The following is a 16,715-nucleotide window of genomic DNA, read 5'->3' on the forward strand; positions in this document are numbered from 1 at the left end:
TTATCCATCGGTTAGTGACTCATAAAGTCAGTCTTAATAAGAGTAAATATCCACACTTATTACCTTAATATAAGGTCAGTATTATGTTGTACTCTGCGATTAAAGCAATAACTTACAAACAGCCTATCTATACTGCGCTCTCAGCAGTATTACTACTGGCAACTGCGTCATCAGCAGTGGCAGCAGACAGCAATACTCAAGCTACCACTCTACAAGCCAATGACTATTGTGATAGTGAATTGCAAAGCAAAACGCCTGCTTATAAATATCAAAGCACACATCAACGTGCTATGCAGTGTATGCTGACACAATTAAAAGAGTATCAGCGAAAAAGTATGAGCGCACGTCAGCAATACTTTGCTTATAAAGCGCAAGCTTGGCTGACCTATGCCATCCATCAAGACAGCATGAATAGTCGCTCAACTGCTGGGCTACAAGCAGCACAGTTTGCAGAAACCATACTACACGCGCTAAAGAATGATACGATACAAGACATCAGCCTGCATCAAGACATTCCCTCCAACTCAGCCTTGATGCGACCCGATCTGTGGGCAACCCTAAGCGCCCTAAAAGATAGTGACGGTATTACTTCAGCACCACGTGAACTGGCGTTCAGTGAGGTTTCTCTCATCTGGGCAGCGACCAATCAATGCGAGCGAGGCTGGCGCGAGTCAGGCAGCCACTTTCGCATGGCAGACCGTTGGCTAGAGCAAGCGCGTGAAGCCTATGTGAATGCCAATGATTCGCAAACCAACGTTGCTTTGCAGAATCTAATCGTCAGCTATTATGAGCGATATGCGCCTTTAGATACGAGTACTGATATTTGCCGTGGGCAAGTATTAACGCCGATCCGTTAGACCAATCATAACCATAATGAGCAAAGACAGTAGACACAAAAAATCCGACATATGATGTCGGATTTTTTTATTTACTTAGGGCGTGTCATCAAAATGGCTAAATTGCAGAAAGACTAGCGATTCTTACGTGGTAGTTTTTCTGGTAGGTAGCAACGCAAGTAAGCAATAAATGCGGTGTTCGCTTCTTGAATATACTCATTGGTAATGCTTTGATGACGGCGATAAGATAAGGTAAAGATAGCATTTACAATACTATAGGCGATCAATAGCGTGTCTTGAATATCGTGGAAACTCGGCATCTCATAACGCTCTGACAAACGTTTATAAACCAAATCAACAATCTGATGATCAATATCTTCACCAAAACTATCGCCTTCAAAATCAGGTGTATTGGTGTCATAAACGAGCTTGGCTTTGGTTTTATCGTTATGGAATATCGTCACACACTTATCGATAAGTGCCGTCAAATAACCCTGCCATCTGTCATAATTACCGATATCGACCGTTTCTACTATTTCTAATATTTCGATTGCATTCAAAAAGCGTAATGCTAAAAATATTGCTTCGATATTAGGGAAGAAATGATAAGCAGAGGCTCTTGGAATGCCGGCTTCTTCACATACAGCAGCCAAAGTAATATCATTAATAGCTTGTGTTTCGCTCAACTTTTTGGCACCAGCCAAAAGTTTCTGACGGCGTGCACGGCCTTGCTGACTGGTGAACTTGAATTTATTCGGTACCAGTTTTTTTGCCAGTTCCGAGTCTACCAACACATCTTCAATCTTTTCGTCTTTGTTTTCGCTCATTATAAATCTCTTAATGTTGTGCCCTATCTTTATAAATATGGTCTTCATTGGACAGTATTCATTCTAAATCTAAGAAAGACTGTTCGTTAGTTGGTAATACGGGCTAATATTACCGCTCTATACTCAATGAAGAGGCATCATAAACGCTTGTACACTATCAAGCAAGGGACATGCATGGGTTAAAAAAGAATGTATCAATTAACAACATAATAGGCTTAATCATGAAGTTTTATTTTCGCCCTTATAATACCATGATCGATGACTCTATCGGCATAATCCCACTTTAAATGGTCATTAAAATAGTCAACTCGTTCAACTTGACCAAGCGCAAACTTGCTATCAGGCAAGAATTCTTCTGAAACAAACAACTGATCAATCACTTCTGGCATACCTTGATAGATATGGGTATACGCTACATCTTTCATCCAGCCATAACGCGCTTGGACACGAGCGGCATCAAACAAGGCAACATCACGCATGCTTTTGTCATAATTCACTTCGCCAGTTTCAGTCATCAATTGCGTGGTCACACTACCCGTGACATCGTTCATATCACCGAGTAAGATTAAAGGCTCGCGAGTATGCTTTAAGCGTTCGATAATAAACATACGGATGGAGGCCGCTTCTGCTGCCCGCATACATAAGCTACGAAGTTTGGCACGAATACGAATATTGGGGTCATCCATATCTTCTAGCAAATTGCCAGCTTCATCACGTAAGAAAAAAGCGCGCTTGCTTTTAAGATGAGCCGTAATAATAGTAATCGGTTGCCCGAATGCATTGACTCGCAATACCAACGGTGGGCGATTAAAGCGTTTATAAGGACCGATATCAGGAATATCAATCACCGCCTTTGGTGCCACCTCTTCTAATAAAGTTGTCTCTAGCTGCTCAAAGCGACTAATAATTCCCACTGCAGGGGTATTTTGCGCCCCTCTACCTTGAGTATAAGGGCTCGCACTATCATTGCTTGCCAGCGGAATAACCACATGTTCAGGCTTAAATCCTAACGATACCGCCAGCGCTTCTAACGCCTCACTGTCCCATACTTCTTGTACGGCAATGATGTCGGCATGGGCTTTTGCTAATAAATCGCTGATACCACGCAGTTTATTTTCATACTCTTTATTGCTATATGGCTCAGCATTTTCATAGTAAGTACGATTGGGATTGGCAAAATTTAGTAAATTAGCAGTGGCGATATAAAATTGTTTATCAATACCTTTATTGGCAGAGTAAGTCATAAAAATCCTAGTGCTATTTGAATAGTATGCATTATTATGAATAAACAACGCAACTTGTTCATGATAATAGACCGCCCGTACTAAATCTGTAGTGTTTCGTATTGCTTTATCCTGCTACTTAAAACTCAAAAAATCGATCAACTGATAATGTAGCGAATACTCGCTCCATCAAAGTCATAACACTAAATATTTATATGCATGTTACATCTGTACGTAGTTAGCTGTTTAACAGATTGGCTAATCACATTCGTTTGCGAGCCAATACAAAGGCGATACTACCAATCATAGAAGCCATGACACATAATATCAACAGCTGCACGTATTTGTGCTCTGCGCCAAACACTGATGCCATCACTGTGATATAGCCACCGTTTTCTAGCATGTAAATAATACCTGCCATGAGCGCTGATACAAAGCTCACTATAATGGCCCAAGGTTTGACTTCCCAACTTGACCAAATACTAAAAAACACGACAGGTGCTAAAAACAAGGAAGCCGTACCACTAATAGCCACCGCATCAAACAGGTCTTTGCTACCAGTTGCAATGAAGGCCAAGCCTGCCAGCAAAAATCCTAGCATGATTAGTCTGCCATTTCTAACAGTTGGCTTTACCAGTTTCATATCAATGGCTATCAATTTTGCGGCACTGGCATACGTAGAATCTAATGTTGATATGGCTGAAATAATTAAGGCGAAACTAAACAACATCATTACCGCTGGCGAGAATAGCGTATTGAGCGTTTGCGTCACTTCAGTGGCACCTCCTGCATTGTTCAGCTGTGCGAATACACCTAGCAAACCAAACAGAAGGATACAAGCCATCGAAATAGGAGCAGCATAGTAAAATGACTTTTTGGTAGTCGCCCTGTCTGCTAAAAATCCTCTGTCAGTCATAACAGGATCATGAGCGGGATAACTCCATATTTGGATAAATGCAACTATCAATAATATCCATCCCTTGTTGTCAGCGGTATTGGAGGAGCTGATAATGTCATCGAAAGAAAACAAGGGATGTGCAAACATAGCAACCGACAGAACAGCAATGGCGACGATCGTCAATAACGCTTGGGCAACATCTGTCTTTAACGCCGTATGCAGCCCACCAATCGAAGAATAAATTAAGGTAGCAACCGCTATAATCAGTATTAGATAATTCTCATTAAAGCCTACGAACAAGGTGGTGATAAACCCAAATACCAGTAAGTTACTGAACACCTCGTTCACTAATCGAAAACCAATCACTGCATTATAAAAATGCTCACCAGTTGCCCCAAACTTGACTTGCATGAATGTCTGTATGTTATTGAAACCATGTTTGAATCGTAAGCTATCGACAATATGCGCGCCAGTGATAAAACTAAAATAATACATCCCATAAGCCAAAGTACCAGCGATACCATAGAAAAAGCCCAAAACGGCCGCATTCATGAGCGACCGTGCAAATATCCAAGTAGTGACTTGAGACAACACCAACGTCCAAAGACTGGGTGGCTGACCTTGTAAAGACTTACCTTGATAAAATCTGGCGATATCAGGGGCAAGCTCATACGTTTCAGAAGAAGAGTCAGTCATAGTAGCTCTATGGGTTGTTAAGACATCATTAAGATTACCACAACTACCAAGGTTTCAACATGCAAAAAAGCCTCTAGAGCATGCTCTAGAGGCTTTAATATAACTACAATTACTAAAAGTAAAAACTCAGCTATAAAAATACGGAAATGCCGAGGTTTTCTATTTGCTAATGTTACGACACACGATTCCATGCATCCTGTGATGCTCTACGTGCCTCATTCCACTCCATGCGTGACTCACCTTTCACTTCATGCCATGAACGCTCCAAATCTGCTTCATGATCTTCAAAGCGAGCGTCCGCAGGATAGCGAGCGCGGTTAGCATAACCTACCGCATAAGCTGGGTGTAGGTCACGGTCAAAGTCATGCTCTTCGGTATAATAGTCAGCGTTTGCATGTTCGGCACGCCAGTAAGCTTCTTCATGGGTTGGATCAATTGCTTCAGCTGCTGCATGACCTGCACCGCCACCAACGATAGCGCCAATAGCACCGCCGATTAACGTACCGAGTGGTCCTGCCATCGTACCGATTGCCGCACCTGCAGCTGCCCCACCTACACCACCAATACCAGTGCCTACTGGATGTGAGCCTGGCTCACCTGTGATAATGTCAGCATTCAAGTCTTGCTTGGCTTCTTTTGACATATGTTTTACTTCACTGCGATCAATTTCGTCATGGTTACTCATAATATTATCCTTAAATTATTTGTTATATTTTAGAGTTATTAAGTGCTAGAAATTAGCGATGTTGCTTGAGTCATTTTTTATTTGATTCATCTAAATTATAGAAATTTATGTACAAGAACAGATAGATAGATTATGTAAACTGTGTCCATATTACGATTGTGTTGCGTTACAGCCTGTATCTTTCTCAAGGTTTTGTACGATGGATTTATGCTTTGAGTAATCACAAACACATGATGCCGCTAATTTCAGCAAAAAACCCCTGTCTACATCTGCATTAACGACCTTGCGATGGCTCGTTGCCATTTATAGAGGTGCTGCTCGCGTTCATCAGCAGACATACTTGGCTCAAATACTCGATCGACTTGCCATGAGGATTGCATCGTTGCTTCATCGTACAATCCCGTCTTTAGACCAGCAAGGAGCGCTGCACCTTTGGCAGTAATTTCCGTGTCTCTGGGACGCAGTACGGGGACGTCTAATAAGTCTGCCTGAAACTGCATGAGCAAATCATTATTGGCAGCACCGCCATCGACTCTCAGTTCGGTTAAGGGGTGCGGGCTGTCTTTTTGCATAGCGATTAACACGTCATACGTTTGGTAAGCAACTGCCTCCAACGCGGCACGGGCAATATGCGCTTTAGTCGTGCCGCGGCTCATACCTGTAATACTGGCACTAATATCGGAGCGCCAATAAGGTGCACCAAGCCCTGTGAATGCAGGGAGCAGCACCACATCTTCACTACTATCAACCTGCCGCGCTAAGCTTTCGACCTCACCACTTTGCTGAATCATACCCAGATTATCACGTAGCCATTGGACGATTGCCCCTGCCATAAACACACTGCCTTCTAGCGCGTAGGTGACTTCTTTTTTGGGTGGCTGTAGCATACGCTTGCCAGACTGCACAATTTGATCAAAGGATAAGTTGTCAGGGCGCAGCGTTGTCGTCTTTCGTTGCCACGCTATCGTCGTTAATAGCTTATGCTCGCTCAGCTTTGGCTGTTGACCGATATTCATCAGCATAAAACAGCCCGTACCATAGGTGTTTTTGGCCATGCCAGCATCGAGGCAGCCTTGGCCAAAAAGTGCTGCTTGCTGATCGCCTAATACTGCTTGAATAGGGATTTGCTTGGCAAATAAGCCTTTTTTTGTTTTGCCAAACTCACCATCGGATGGCAGAACTTTTGGTAAAATATTCATGGGAATAGCAAAACGTGCACACAACTCCTCCGACCATGCCAGTTTATGAATATCATATAACAGCGTACGAGAAGCATTAGTCACATCAATAACATGCTCACCGCCTGTCAATTTATAAATCAGCCAACTATCAATGGTGCCGACTGCCACCTCGCCTTTGTGTGCTCGTACGCTAAGCTTGGGGTCATTTTCGAGCAGCCAAGCGATTTTACTGGCACTAAAATACGGATCTAAGCGTAAACCGGTGATTCGCTGCACTTCGTGTGCCATGTCATCGTCTTCATCCGTGCTACCGCTATGAGCACCACCCGCGCTTTCAGCGGCAAGCGTTTTGCAGTAGTTTGCAGTACGGCGGTCTTGCCAAATAATCGCAGGTGCCAAGGGTTTGCCCGTTTGCTTGTCCCACATGACAATAGACTCACGCTGATTGGTGATGGCGATGCTAGTGACATCGGTAGCGAGCAGCCCTGCTTGGTTAATGACGTCATGCGCACAACTAATTTGAGTTTGCCAAATCTGCTGGGCATCTTGCTCCACAAAGCCCGCTTTGGGTGTCTGTAATGTGGTTGGCTGTTGCACCATTTTGATCGGACGCGCATGATCATCGTATAATATCGCGCGACTCGAAGTGGTGCCTTGATCTAAAGCCAAAATATATCCTGCCATTACTCATATCCTTTACTGGTCTTATTTATTCTATGATTGATAGTTTATATCATTCTCATATTTTTATATTCAGCGGTTTTCATAAATAAATTAACCTACTTAAATTTCTACCAGTTAATAATATCAATAGTCGAAACATAACCTTCATTATTAATAATTAGCAGTAAAACCAAAGTAATGAAATACAAAAAATCATTTAATTATCAATTGGTTAATAGATGAAAAATTCATGATATGATCACGGTTATGTTCTGATAGTTTAATCAATAATAATGCTATTATAAAAGCCAAAACCATTTCTTTACCACATCAAGATTGACTATACAATAGACAACGACAAGATATTGAGGCTTGACCCGTCACGGTTGTGTGTCTAGAGTGTACCCGAATTATGCATGACAAAACTTTAGTTATGTTTTTTGTATTTTGTTTTCCCTTATATTTGCAAAGCGAGAGAAAGTAAGACAAAACATCCTGCTTTTATAGAACTGACTATAATAAGAGCATAACGACGCTAATATGTGGTCGGCTAAAGTGATGAGTATCGCGCGTTGTTTTAAAAAATCTTGCATTCTAATTAATGGCTTATGTGACTTATGAAATTTGCATTATCAACTCTGTCTACTGCTGTGATGACGGTTATGCTCATGGGGCTGTCCGTCGCTACCTCAGCAAACGCTAACATGGATAACGTTGAGTCACAGAATGACGTGCCACCAGTAACGGTAACCCAGATCGTTGACGCTAATGATGAACGACAAACTGGCGCTGCGACGGCTGTTCAGACGGATACAACGTTGTCAGTGGGCGATAATACTGCCATCAATGACCCTGCATCCACCACCATGCATAGCCAAGGTGTTGAGCAACAGAGCCGCCTAGCCACGCTTATCGATCCTATCACGCACAAAGCGGTTGATAATAGTTATCCCTTAGAAGTCTCTAGCTTTTTGAGTCTTGAGCAGGCGCAAAATATCTTATTGCAAGTCTCACCAAAGTTAGCAGCCAATGAAGCCGCCATTGCCGCGAGTCAATATCAGACCGATGCCCTAAAAACCATAGACAATCCGCTGGTGTTTGCCCGCGTATCGGCCAGTGCCTATCATGTGGAAGAAGACATTGATTTATCATCGCTCAAAAACGGCATCGTTAATGAGATCAATAATAGCGTAGATGAGGTTATCCCTCCTATTCCACCAACCACAGATTTGCCAAATTTTGGTGAATTGGTCGGTGAGCGTCTCCCAGAGTCTTATGATTTTAATCGTTCAGGCTCAACGACGGGCGCAGGTATTGGCGTTGTTTGGCCTATTTACACTGCTGGGCGGACAACAGCGTTAACAGGCGCGTCCGATGCCCGCACCCAAGAAGCGGTCGCGGATAGCCTACTCGATAAGAACGAGCTTTATAACACCCTAATTGAGCGCTATTTTAAGGCGCAGCTTGCCATTATCGCTGCCTATTTGCGTGAAGACGCTTATGATACCTTGCAGCAGACCGATCATATGGCGGAGCGTCTGTTCGAAGAAGGTTTTATTTCACGCGTCGACAGACTAGAAGCACAGTCTGCCTTAGCAGATGCCAAAAGCGAATCGGTCAATGCAAATAACGATGCACGCCTTGCGATGATTGCTTTGCAGCGGCTATTACGTACCGATTATCGCATTAAACCAACGACGCCTTTGTTTGTCTCCAGTCGCCCGCTACCTGATGTGAGTTATTTCCAAGACTTGGCACTTGCCAATCATCCAGGGTTACAGAAAGTCGCCGCCAAACGCGCGCAGGCTCAACAACTCCATGCGTTATCAGATACGGGTTATAAGCCTACCGTTATGCTGTACGGCTACGGACAAGTCGAAAAAGACCCCAGTTGGGTCGCTGGTATCTCTGCCACTTGGAAGCTATGGGGTGGACTCGATAAAACAGCATCACTGGCATCAAGCAACGCGCAAATACGCCAAGCGGATCTCTCTGAGATTGAAGTCAGTGACAATCTATTGTTATTGGTCGAAAAAAATTGGCACGATATAAATAATGCCCAGTCACGTTATCAAGCATTACAGAGCAATGTTGACTTGGCAGCAGAAGTATTGCGCTTGCGCCAGTTGGGTCTCCAAGAAGGCGTAAATACGACGGTCGACGTGGTACAAGCCCAAACGCAGTCTCTCAAAGCACGAACTGAACAAGCACAGGCAGCCAACAGCTATGTGCAAGCGCTTGCCGCCCTCATGCAAAGTTGCGGGACGCCACTGGCTTTTAGCACCTATCTTAATGCGGCAGATATTCAGCTACCTGTCTTGTATAGTGAATGATGATCTCGTGTGAAGAGTAATAGAGCGTGTTGATAAGCGCTTATATTGATGATAATTAAATGGCTAATGGCTAATGGCTAATGGCTAATGGCTAATGGCTATATTATTACTGACCTTACGATACTACTAACCCTAGCTCTACTGCGAATAAGCGTTTTATGAAAAAATTAACTTCTAAAGTAACCAATTGGCTGCCGCATCTGCTTCAGACATGGCGTATAGCAAATATCGCTAATGTTTGGGCACATTGCGCGAGCGTAGGCTTTTTTGGTTTTTTATCTATTTTTCCAGCAATGGCTGTGTTTGTACTGATTTATGGTCTCGCTTTTTCACCTGTTGAAATGCAAGAGCAGATTTCACTTTTACGTTCGTTTATCCCTGAATCTGTATATGAGGTTCTTAATTCACGCTTAAGCGAGCTGGCTTCTAACACTGCATCAAAACTGACTTTTGGTTTGATTGTATCGACGCTACTAGCCCTGTATGCAGGCTCCAAAGGCATAAAATCCTTAATTATCCTTGTTAATCTTGCCTTTCATATCACCCAAGAGCGCAGCTTTATACAAGGCACCATTCGAGCACTGAGTTTAACTTTTGCTGCCGTTTTGGTCTTGATTATAGCCATCTCCTCTATCGCTATTATTCCTTTGGCGGCGGCTTATTTTCCTTTTCCGCAAATCGCTAAGACCATTGCGCTTTGGAGTAGATGGCCGATATTGGCTGGCATTATATTCTTAAGCTTCTTGAGCCTATATCGTTTTGCGCCAAACCGTGACGCCGTAGCGCTAAAAAAACTGGTGCCAGGTGCTGCCTTAGCTACTGTTCTCTGGATTCTATTGTCCGTGTTATTTTCGATTTATGTGCAAAACTTTAATAACTATAGCGCTGAGTTTGGTGCGCTTTCAGCAGCGGTAGTCATTATGCTGTGGCTTTATTACTCAGCATTTATTGTCGCTTTTGGTGCTACTTTTAATTTTGAAACTTTAGAAAACTCTAAACCTTATGCTATTCGAGTGTACTAATAAACGGATAACGATATTAGTGGTTAAAGCACTTGTACTATAAGCCTTTCACTCTCAACTTTATTGCTTTAGGAATCTCACTGTCATGACTGAATTTCCAAACGAATCAGACGACTCACGCAAATCAACTGATTCGACTGATGAGTCAACGCTGTCTCATAATGATCAGCCGTCAGTCGATTCTGTAGAAGACATACCTGACGTGGAACCAGAACAGGCAACACCTACTTATCGTGATAATCCTAAATCTGACAAGTCTGCCATGATAAAAAAGGCGCTGCTTGTCTTATTCGTGCTGATTGCATTGGGCGTTATCGCTTATGGTTTATACAAAAGCAACCAAAGCAGCGAACCTGACGTCATTACCCTGCAAGGGCAAATGCAAATGCAGCAAACCTCCATCGCTGCAAAAGTACCGGGGCGTATTGCTCAGATTATGGTTACTGAAGGGGATGAGGTGACGGCTGGTCAACAATTAATTGAAATGGATTCGCCTGAGATTAACGCAAAGATTAATCAAGCGCAGGCTGGCAAGCAGATGGCACAAAGTCAGCTTGATAAAGCCGAAAATGGTGCCCGTCCGCAAGAGATTGCGCAAGCAAAGGCTGCATGGCAAGCCAACAAAGCGGCCTCGGATCTGGCAGAGAACACCTATCAGCGTGTCAATCGACTCTATGAAGAGGGTCTCATGGCGCGACAAAAACGCGATGAAGCTTATGCGCAGTATCTTGCAACCCAAGATCAAACCGAAGCCGCACGCTTGCAATACGATTTAGCGATGGAAGGCACGCGTAGTGAAGACAAATCCGCAGCTACCGCACAAGTGGCGCAAGTCGATGCTCAACTAGATGAGGCACTAGCTGCAAAAGAAGAAGCCAACTTAAAAAGCCCTATCGCTGGTATCGTAGATAATGTAATAGTCAGTGCTGGTGAAGTCATCGGTCAAGGTGTGCCGCTATTAACCTTGGTCAATACCAATGATCAATGGGTGGTACTAAATGTCACCGAAACCTATTTGAACCAGTTTGCCATTGGTCAGCAGTTTACTGGTACTATTCCCGCGTTATCATCAGCAGACAAACCCTATAGCAAGCAGTTTACTGTCTACGCAACCTCTACATTGTCTGACTTTGCGACGTGGCGACCCACCAATAATGATGATGGCTTTGATGTGCGTACATTTGAAGTCAAGGCGCGACCAAGTAAACCTGATGCGCGGATTCGATCTGGAATGAGTGTCATCGTCCGTATCAATCCAACCCTTGCTAATCAGAGCCAAGAATAAGCCATGCGCCTAACTCAGCTTAGCGAAGCTTTTATACGTAGTGCCGCCTATGAGCGGCGTTTTTTGGCCAAAAATTCTTGGGATTTTGCCATGGTGGTTTGGATACCCTTAGCGACAGTACTGCTGATTTGGTGGATTTTTTCGCAAACGCAAATTACCAATTTGCCTATTGGGGTGATCGATCAAGACAATAGCCCTGTTGCTAATACCGTGGTGCGCTATCTAGAGGCCAGTCCTGATATTACCGTCAGACAGCTTTATCGCTCGCCAGCCGCTGCTGAAGCGGCAATCCTGCAACGAGATATTTATGCAGTCGTGATTATCCCTGAGGATTTTTCTCGCAATATTTTATCCAATAAGCCAGCGCCACTGATTTTACAAGTAAATGCTCAGTATGGTACACACTCTGGGATTATCCAAAAAAGCGTTCAGTCTGTCGCTGCCACCTTATCCGCAGGCGTTGAGATACAGCGTTTGGTCAAGCAAGGCATGGCACCCTCGCAAGCGGCGATTGCTTACTCGCCGATCAGTATTCAGCGCATCAGTTTGTTTAATGCGGCAACCGACTATCAGCAGTTTTTGGCCTCCACTGTTATCCCTGCACTGCTGCATATTTTGGCAATGGTCATTGGAGCAACGACGATTGGACGTGAGTTGCGGGATAAACGAATCGGTCACTGGTACGCTTTTATTGATACTGGTCGTCCCAATTTGACGGCACTCATAGATAATGAAGCACTGTCTACGCTCGACAATAAGCAAACACGTAGCGATGACCCTGAAATATCGGAAAGTCTCAAAAAAAATCAGCAAGTAAGTATTGCCGTCTTAATTTTTGGCTTATTGGGCAAATATTTTTGGCCAATGCTTGCTTATAGTATATGGTCTGCATTGGCACTATGGCTTGCCACACCGCAACAAACGGTCGCTCTCGCCTCAATGGTTGTCACTTACATCGGGCTGATACTATTGATGATGCTGTCGTTTTGGCTAGGAGCCATCTTTACTTTGAATTCATTTTCATTGCGTATGGGCTTATCCGCTACCGGTTTCATTTCTGCGCCTTCTTACGCTTTTGCAGGTGTCACTTTTCCTTATATCGCTATTAGTGATAGCGCGCAGCATTGGTCGAACATCCTACCGCTTACCCATTATCTAAAACTACATATCGCGCAATTACAGATGCACGCACCCGTTGCCGTATCTTTGCCAATCATTTATGGCCTAACGCTAGCGACCTTGCTTGCTATGGGCTTGACTGCCGTACTAAGCAAGCGCGCATTGGCGCGTCCTGAACGTTGGGGAGCACGTTAATGTCGCCATTATCAAAAAACAAGCCACAAAAAAAACATGCTGAATCAACCACTTCGTCATCGTCACAGAGCTTCTTAGGCAGTTTTTTACAGACTCTCAAAGATATCTTTACCGATAAAGGCGTGGTTTTGCTTTTAATTATGGCTCCTATCATTTATGGTTTCTTTTATCCATGGCCGTATTCTACTGAAGTCGTCAATCACGTACCCGTTGGCATTATCGATAAAGACAATAGCAACTTATCCCGTACCATTGTCCGTTATGCTAGTGCTAGCCCGCAGCTGAACACACAGCGATTTATTAATGAGCAAGATGCCATCGAGGCCATGTGGTCGGATCAAATCGCTGGCTATATGGTCATCCCAAGTGGCCTTGAGCAGCAAGTGTTGTCTGGTAAAGCAGCTAGCGTGAGTGTGCTCGGCAATGGTGGCTATTTTATCTTGAATAAAAACGTACAGCTGGGATTTTTAAAAGCGGTCAGTACGGTATCGGCTGGCATTGAAGTGAAAAAAAGCGTGGCACAAGGCGCATATTCGCCCACCGCTGCCAAAAATACCCAAGCCGTGCCACTGCAAATTATTCCTTTATACAACCAAACTGAAGGTTATGGTGCCTACGTGGTACCAGCGGTATCCATTATTATCTTGCAGCAGACGTTACTCATGGCCACCGCAATGCTGATCGGCACTTGGTATGAGCAGCGCCGCCACATGACTACGATACGTGGCTGGCTAGGACGTATTGGTGCACTCAGCATGTTGAGCTTTATCATCGGCTGCTTTTATTATGGCTGGGCGTTTGAGCTCCATCATTATCCGCGCGGACAAAACATGGCTGGCAGTTTGTTATTCTTGCTGCTATTTTGTCCGACCGTCGCCACCCTTGGTTGCTTGCTGGGACTGTGGTTCCGACAACGTGAGCGCAGTATGCAAATTTTAATCTTTAGCTCGTTACCGTTATTTTTTATCAGTGGCTACCCTTGGCCTGCCGACCAACTCCCTGAGATACTACAGTTGGTACGTTGGCTGGTACCGACTACCCCTGCTATCAATACCTCTGTGCAGCTAAATCAAATGGGGGCCAGTGTCGCTCAAGTCGCTATGGGCTTTTATGCACTCGCAGGCTTGTGGGCATTTTACTTTGCATTACTACTGCTGTTTCGCTGGCGTACCTCGCAGAGACAATTGCCTCATAAAGTTTCGATAAAGATATAACAAGTCAGCCGATTGTCAATTTTTCCATCCATAAATAAAATCGTTTTTCTTAGACTTATTTCAGGACGGGACAGATTCATAAAAAAGGCCAAACACTTAAAATGTTTGGCCTTTTTTGGGTTTATTTGTGTGATAGGCATGTGCTTTAAACTAATTTTTGCAAGTGACGCCTTCAAGCGCTAGCAAATATTCTTTCTTATCTAGCCCGCCCGTATAACCACCAAGCTTACCATCGCTAGCAATGACGCGATGACAAGGAACGATAATACTAAAAGGGTTTTTGCTATTAGCATTGGCCACCGCGCGAAAGCCTTTGGGATTATCTACATTTTGCGCCAGTATTGCATAGCTGATTGTCTCGCCATACCCAATATCTTGTAATGCTTGCCAAACTCGTTGCTGAAAATGGGTTCCTAAGCTTGCATCTATAGGCAAATCGAAATTCTGACGATCCCCTTTAAAATAAGCCTTTAATTGTTCGATAGCATTTATGAGTAATGCTTGGGCAGGCTCACTTTCGCTTAGGCTATCGTTATTAATGAACGTAAAATTCTGATCGACAAGGCCGTAGTGCTTTTTAAGTTTGGGAATAGATTTTGAGCTGTGCCAAGAGTTACCTGCCAGCAGCCAATTGACTTCAACCAGTTTAGGGCTGCTATGCTCATTGACACTCGCAATCAACGTCAATTGATGTGATCCAAAAACTGCTGTAGTAACTATCATGACTATTCCTTTCAAATTATTATTTTCCCAAGAGTCGTTTGTTGGCTAAAACGACCTATCGAGCGCTACTCTTTATCGTCGGTTTCGAACAAGGCAGCGACAAATTGTTTTGGACTAAAGGCGCGTAAATCATCAATCGACTCGCCAACGCCAATATAACGGATAGGCACATCTGTGGTTTCGGCAATATTAAAGACCACACCACCTTTAGCAGTACCGTCTAACTTAGTAATCGTAATACCCGTTAATGGCACGACTTTGTTAAAGAGTTCTACTTGATTAATGGCATTTTGACCCGTGCCAGCATCGAGGACAATCATACCTTCGTGCGGTGCGCTTGGATCGGCTTTACGCATGACACGTACGACTTTTTCTAGCTCCGCCATGAGATGCGTTTTGTTTTGCAAGCGCCCAGCGGTATCTGCTATCAGCACATCAATGTTTTTTGCTTTGGCAGACTGCATGGCATCGAAAATGACAGAGGCACTATCTGAGCCATGACCTTGCGCCACGACTGGAATGTTATTACGCTCACCCCAGATTTGCAGCTGTTCGGTTGCGGCAGCTCGGAACGTATCACCAGCAGCCAGCATGACAGATTTGCCCTCACCTTGTAAGCGTTTGGCAAGTTTACCGATGGTGGTGGTTTTACCGACCCCATTGACGCCCACAACCAAAATCACAAAAGGTTTTTTGCTGGTATCAACCACCAACGGCGCTACTTTTGGCGTTAAGATATCAACCAATTCCGTTTGCAATGCTTTATACAATGAATGCGAATAAATCAAATCCCCACGAGCTGTCTGCTCAGTCAAGCTTTTGATAATACGGTTGGTCGCGTTGACACCAATATCAGCAACCAGTAGCTGATCTTCAACTTCTTCTAACAACTCATCATCGATTTCTTTGCCACCGATCAGGATACTGACCATACCTTCAGCTAGATTTTTACGTGATTTACTCAGCCCTGTTTTCATCCGATTAAACCAGCTGCCTTTTTTCTGACTTTCTTGAGTCTCTGCTACTGGCTCTTTTGGCATGGCAACTTGCCCATCGCTATTAACAACGGGGGTCACACTCGGACTATCTCCCAACTGCTCCTGTAATGGCATGGTTGGAATCGTTGAAGCCGTATTGGTCTTGCTACTAGCTTCTGTTTCTTTGGCACGCGAAAAGCTTTCAGAGGAACTTTTAGGTACGTTATGCTCTTCTGTCATGACAATCGGCGTGGCTAAAGCGATACTTTCAGCAGCATGAGCGCTTGAGACGTCTTTGTTTGTCGTCGTCTCTTGATTTGTCGTATCGTCATTATTTTTCACATTATCGTTATTTGTCACATTATCATGATGCTTATCAGTCACCCTAGCATCGTCTAACGGTTTGGTAGGTACGCTATCCTCATCAACGATGGGCATAGATTGCACCGGTAGACTGGGTAAGGTAATATCATCGTCATCTAAGTCATCGAGACCACCGTCAAGGTTAATGACTACACGATTGCTATTATTTGGGTTATTCATAAGCTTGCCCTAAAAGTTATCATTATTAGTAAGATGTTTATTTTAAAATTGATCGGTATATTGTCAGTTTTCTACCATTCAAATGATAGATTATTTTTAGCCTAGTTTAGCATAATTCAAGTTGCGCTCAGCCTTTACCCTACCAGACCAACGCTAAATAGTCAGAAGTGATCAGACAGGCCAAACGGTTGAGAAAGTTTCGCTTAAGGTTTGGACACAAAAATCTGACCCTTAGCAGGCGCAACTTCGCCTACTCTTAGCGAACTTTATTCAATAACTTTCTACTAGGAACCAC

13 protein-coding genes are annotated in these 16,715 nt (G+C 43.8%); 6 read left to right on the top strand and 7 right to left on the bottom strand.

Translation table 11 applies throughout. The features are described 5' to 3' along the window. Window positions 1-83 precede the first annotated feature (83 nt). Window positions 84-857 carry a hypothetical protein gene (locus tag ACMFL8_RS08495; RefSeq protein ID WP_413190684.1) on the top strand — a complete coding sequence of 258 codons (774 nt, stop codon included), beginning with the start codon at window positions 84-86 and terminating at the stop codon, window positions 855-857. A 113-nt stretch (window positions 858-970) separates the two neighbouring features. Here the strand turns inward: ACMFL8_RS08495 and ACMFL8_RS08500 are convergent, their stop codons facing one another. From ACMFL8_RS08500 to glpK, 5 genes are all read right to left on the bottom strand, one after another. Next, on the bottom strand, window positions 971-1,663 hold the full coding sequence (locus ACMFL8_RS08500) for a TetR/AcrR family transcriptional regulator (protein ID WP_010198157.1): 693 nt from the start codon (window positions 1,661-1,663) through the stop codon (window positions 971-973). A gap of 215 nt (window positions 1,664-1,878) precedes the next feature. Next, window positions 1,879-2,907, bottom strand: a complete 1,029-nt coding sequence (locus ACMFL8_RS08505) for an endonuclease/exonuclease/phosphatase family protein (protein ID WP_413190685.1) — start codon at window positions 2,905-2,907, stop codon at window positions 1,879-1,881. Between the two features lie 241 nt (window positions 2,908-3,148). Then, window positions 3,149-4,480 (bottom strand): hypothetical protein, encoded by a 1,332-nt coding sequence (locus tag ACMFL8_RS08510; RefSeq protein WP_413190686.1) that lies wholly within the window; start codon window positions 4,478-4,480, stop codon window positions 3,149-3,151. Window positions 4,481-4,652: 172 nt separating this feature from the next. Beyond that, complete coding sequence (locus tag ACMFL8_RS08515) at window positions 4,653-5,165, bottom strand: hypothetical protein (RefSeq protein ID WP_189581493.1); 513 nt, start codon at window positions 5,163-5,165, stop codon at window positions 4,653-4,655. 263 nt (window positions 5,166-5,428) lie between these two features. Then, window positions 5,429-7,030 carry a glycerol kinase GlpK gene (gene glpK / locus ACMFL8_RS08520; RefSeq protein ID WP_413190687.1) on the bottom strand — a complete coding sequence of 534 codons (1,602 nt, stop codon included), beginning with the start codon at window positions 7,028-7,030 and terminating at the stop codon, window positions 5,429-5,431. 596 nt (window positions 7,031-7,626) lie between these two features. Between glpK and ACMFL8_RS08525 the strand changes: the two genes are divergently transcribed. The 5 genes from ACMFL8_RS08525 to ACMFL8_RS08545 all read left to right on the top strand — a co-directional run bounded on the left by ACMFL8_RS08525 (window position 7,627) and on the right by ACMFL8_RS08545 (window position 14,177). Further along, window positions 7,627-9,342 carry a TolC family protein gene (locus tag ACMFL8_RS08525; protein WP_413190688.1) on the top strand — a complete coding sequence of 572 codons (1,716 nt, stop codon included), beginning with the start codon at window positions 7,627-7,629 and terminating at the stop codon, window positions 9,340-9,342. Between the two features lie 158 nt (window positions 9,343-9,500). Further along, the gene (locus ACMFL8_RS08530) at window positions 9,501-10,364 is read left to right on the top strand and encodes a YihY/virulence factor BrkB family protein (protein WP_413190689.1); all 864 of its coding nucleotides are present in this window, start codon (window positions 9,501-9,503) and stop codon (window positions 10,362-10,364) included. An 85-nt stretch (window positions 10,365-10,449) separates the two neighbouring features. Further along, a complete protein-coding gene (locus ACMFL8_RS08535) occupies window positions 10,450-11,649 on the top strand; it encodes an HlyD family secretion protein (RefSeq protein WP_413190690.1) in 1,200 nt (399 codons plus the stop codon). Window positions 11,650-11,652: 3 nt separating this feature from the next. Continuing rightward, window positions 11,653-12,963 carry an ABC transporter permease gene (locus tag ACMFL8_RS08540; RefSeq protein WP_010198138.1) on the top strand — a complete coding sequence of 437 codons (1,311 nt, stop codon included), beginning with the start codon at window positions 11,653-11,655 and terminating at the stop codon, window positions 12,961-12,963. Then, window positions 12,963-14,177, top strand: a complete 1,215-nt coding sequence (locus tag ACMFL8_RS08545; RefSeq protein WP_413190691.1) for an ABC transporter permease — start codon at window positions 12,963-12,965, stop codon at window positions 14,175-14,177. The genes ACMFL8_RS08540 and ACMFL8_RS08545 overlap by 1 nt, the downstream gene beginning before the upstream one ends. Window positions 14,178-14,327: 150 nt before the next feature. Here the strand turns inward: ACMFL8_RS08545 and ACMFL8_RS08550 are convergent, their stop codons facing one another. Both ACMFL8_RS08550 and ftsY read right to left on the bottom strand, forming a co-directional pair. Beyond that, window positions 14,328-14,900: a methylated-DNA--[protein]-cysteine S-methyltransferase gene (locus ACMFL8_RS08550; protein WP_413190692.1), complete on the bottom strand. Its 573-nt coding sequence runs from the start codon at window positions 14,898-14,900 to the stop codon at window positions 14,328-14,330. A gap of 65 nt (window positions 14,901-14,965) precedes the next feature. Next, window positions 14,966-15,940, bottom strand: coding sequence for a signal recognition particle-docking protein FtsY (gene ftsY, locus ACMFL8_RS08555; protein WP_227500944.1), 975 nt, complete (start codon window positions 15,938-15,940; stop codon window positions 14,966-14,968). Between the last annotated feature and the right edge of the window lie 775 nt (window positions 15,941-16,715).

This window comes from Psychrobacter sp. AT9 (assembly GCF_047272965.1).
Taxonomy (GTDB): Bacteria; Pseudomonadota; Gammaproteobacteria; order Pseudomonadales; family Moraxellaceae; genus Psychrobacter; species Psychrobacter glaciei.

Coding starts and splice junctions, on each gene's coding strand:
- ACMFL8_RS08510 (WP_413190686.1), bottom strand. CDS start 4,480: ATGACTGACTCTTCTTCTGAAACGTATGAGCTTGCCCCTGATATCGCC.
- ACMFL8_RS08505 (WP_413190685.1), bottom strand. CDS start 2,907: ATGACTTACTCTGCCAATAAAGGTATTGATAAACAATTTTATATCGCC.
- ACMFL8_RS08530 (WP_413190689.1), top strand. CDS start 9,501: ATGAAAAAATTAACTTCTAAAGTAACCAATTGGCTGCCGCATCTGCTT.
- glpK (WP_413190687.1), bottom strand. CDS start 7,030: ATGGCAGGATATATTTTGGCTTTAGATCAAGGCACCACTTCGAGTCGC.
- ACMFL8_RS08535 (WP_413190690.1), top strand. CDS start 10,450: ATGACTGAATTTCCAAACGAATCAGACGACTCACGCAAATCAACTGAT.
- ACMFL8_RS08525 (WP_413190688.1), top strand. CDS start 7,627: ATGAAATTTGCATTATCAACTCTGTCTACTGCTGTGATGACGGTTATG.
- ACMFL8_RS08540 (WP_010198138.1), top strand. CDS start 11,653: ATGCGCCTAACTCAGCTTAGCGAAGCTTTTATACGTAGTGCCGCCTAT.
- ACMFL8_RS08515 (WP_189581493.1), bottom strand. CDS start 5,165: ATGAGTAACCATGACGAAATTGATCGCAGTGAAGTAAAACATATGTCA.
- ftsY (WP_227500944.1), bottom strand. CDS start 15,940: ATGCCAAAAGAGCCAGTAGCAGAGACTCAAGAAAGTCAGAAAAAAGGC.
- ACMFL8_RS08545 (WP_413190691.1), top strand. CDS start 12,963: ATGTCGCCATTATCAAAAAACAAGCCACAAAAAAAACATGCTGAATCA.
- ACMFL8_RS08550 (WP_413190692.1), bottom strand. CDS start 14,900: ATGATAGTTACTACAGCAGTTTTTGGATCACATCAATTGACGTTGATT.
- ACMFL8_RS08500 (WP_010198157.1), bottom strand. CDS start 1,663: ATGAGCGAAAACAAAGACGAAAAGATTGAAGATGTGTTGGTAGACTCG.
- ACMFL8_RS08495 (WP_413190684.1), top strand. CDS start 84: ATGTTGTACTCTGCGATTAAAGCAATAACTTACAAACAGCCTATCTAT.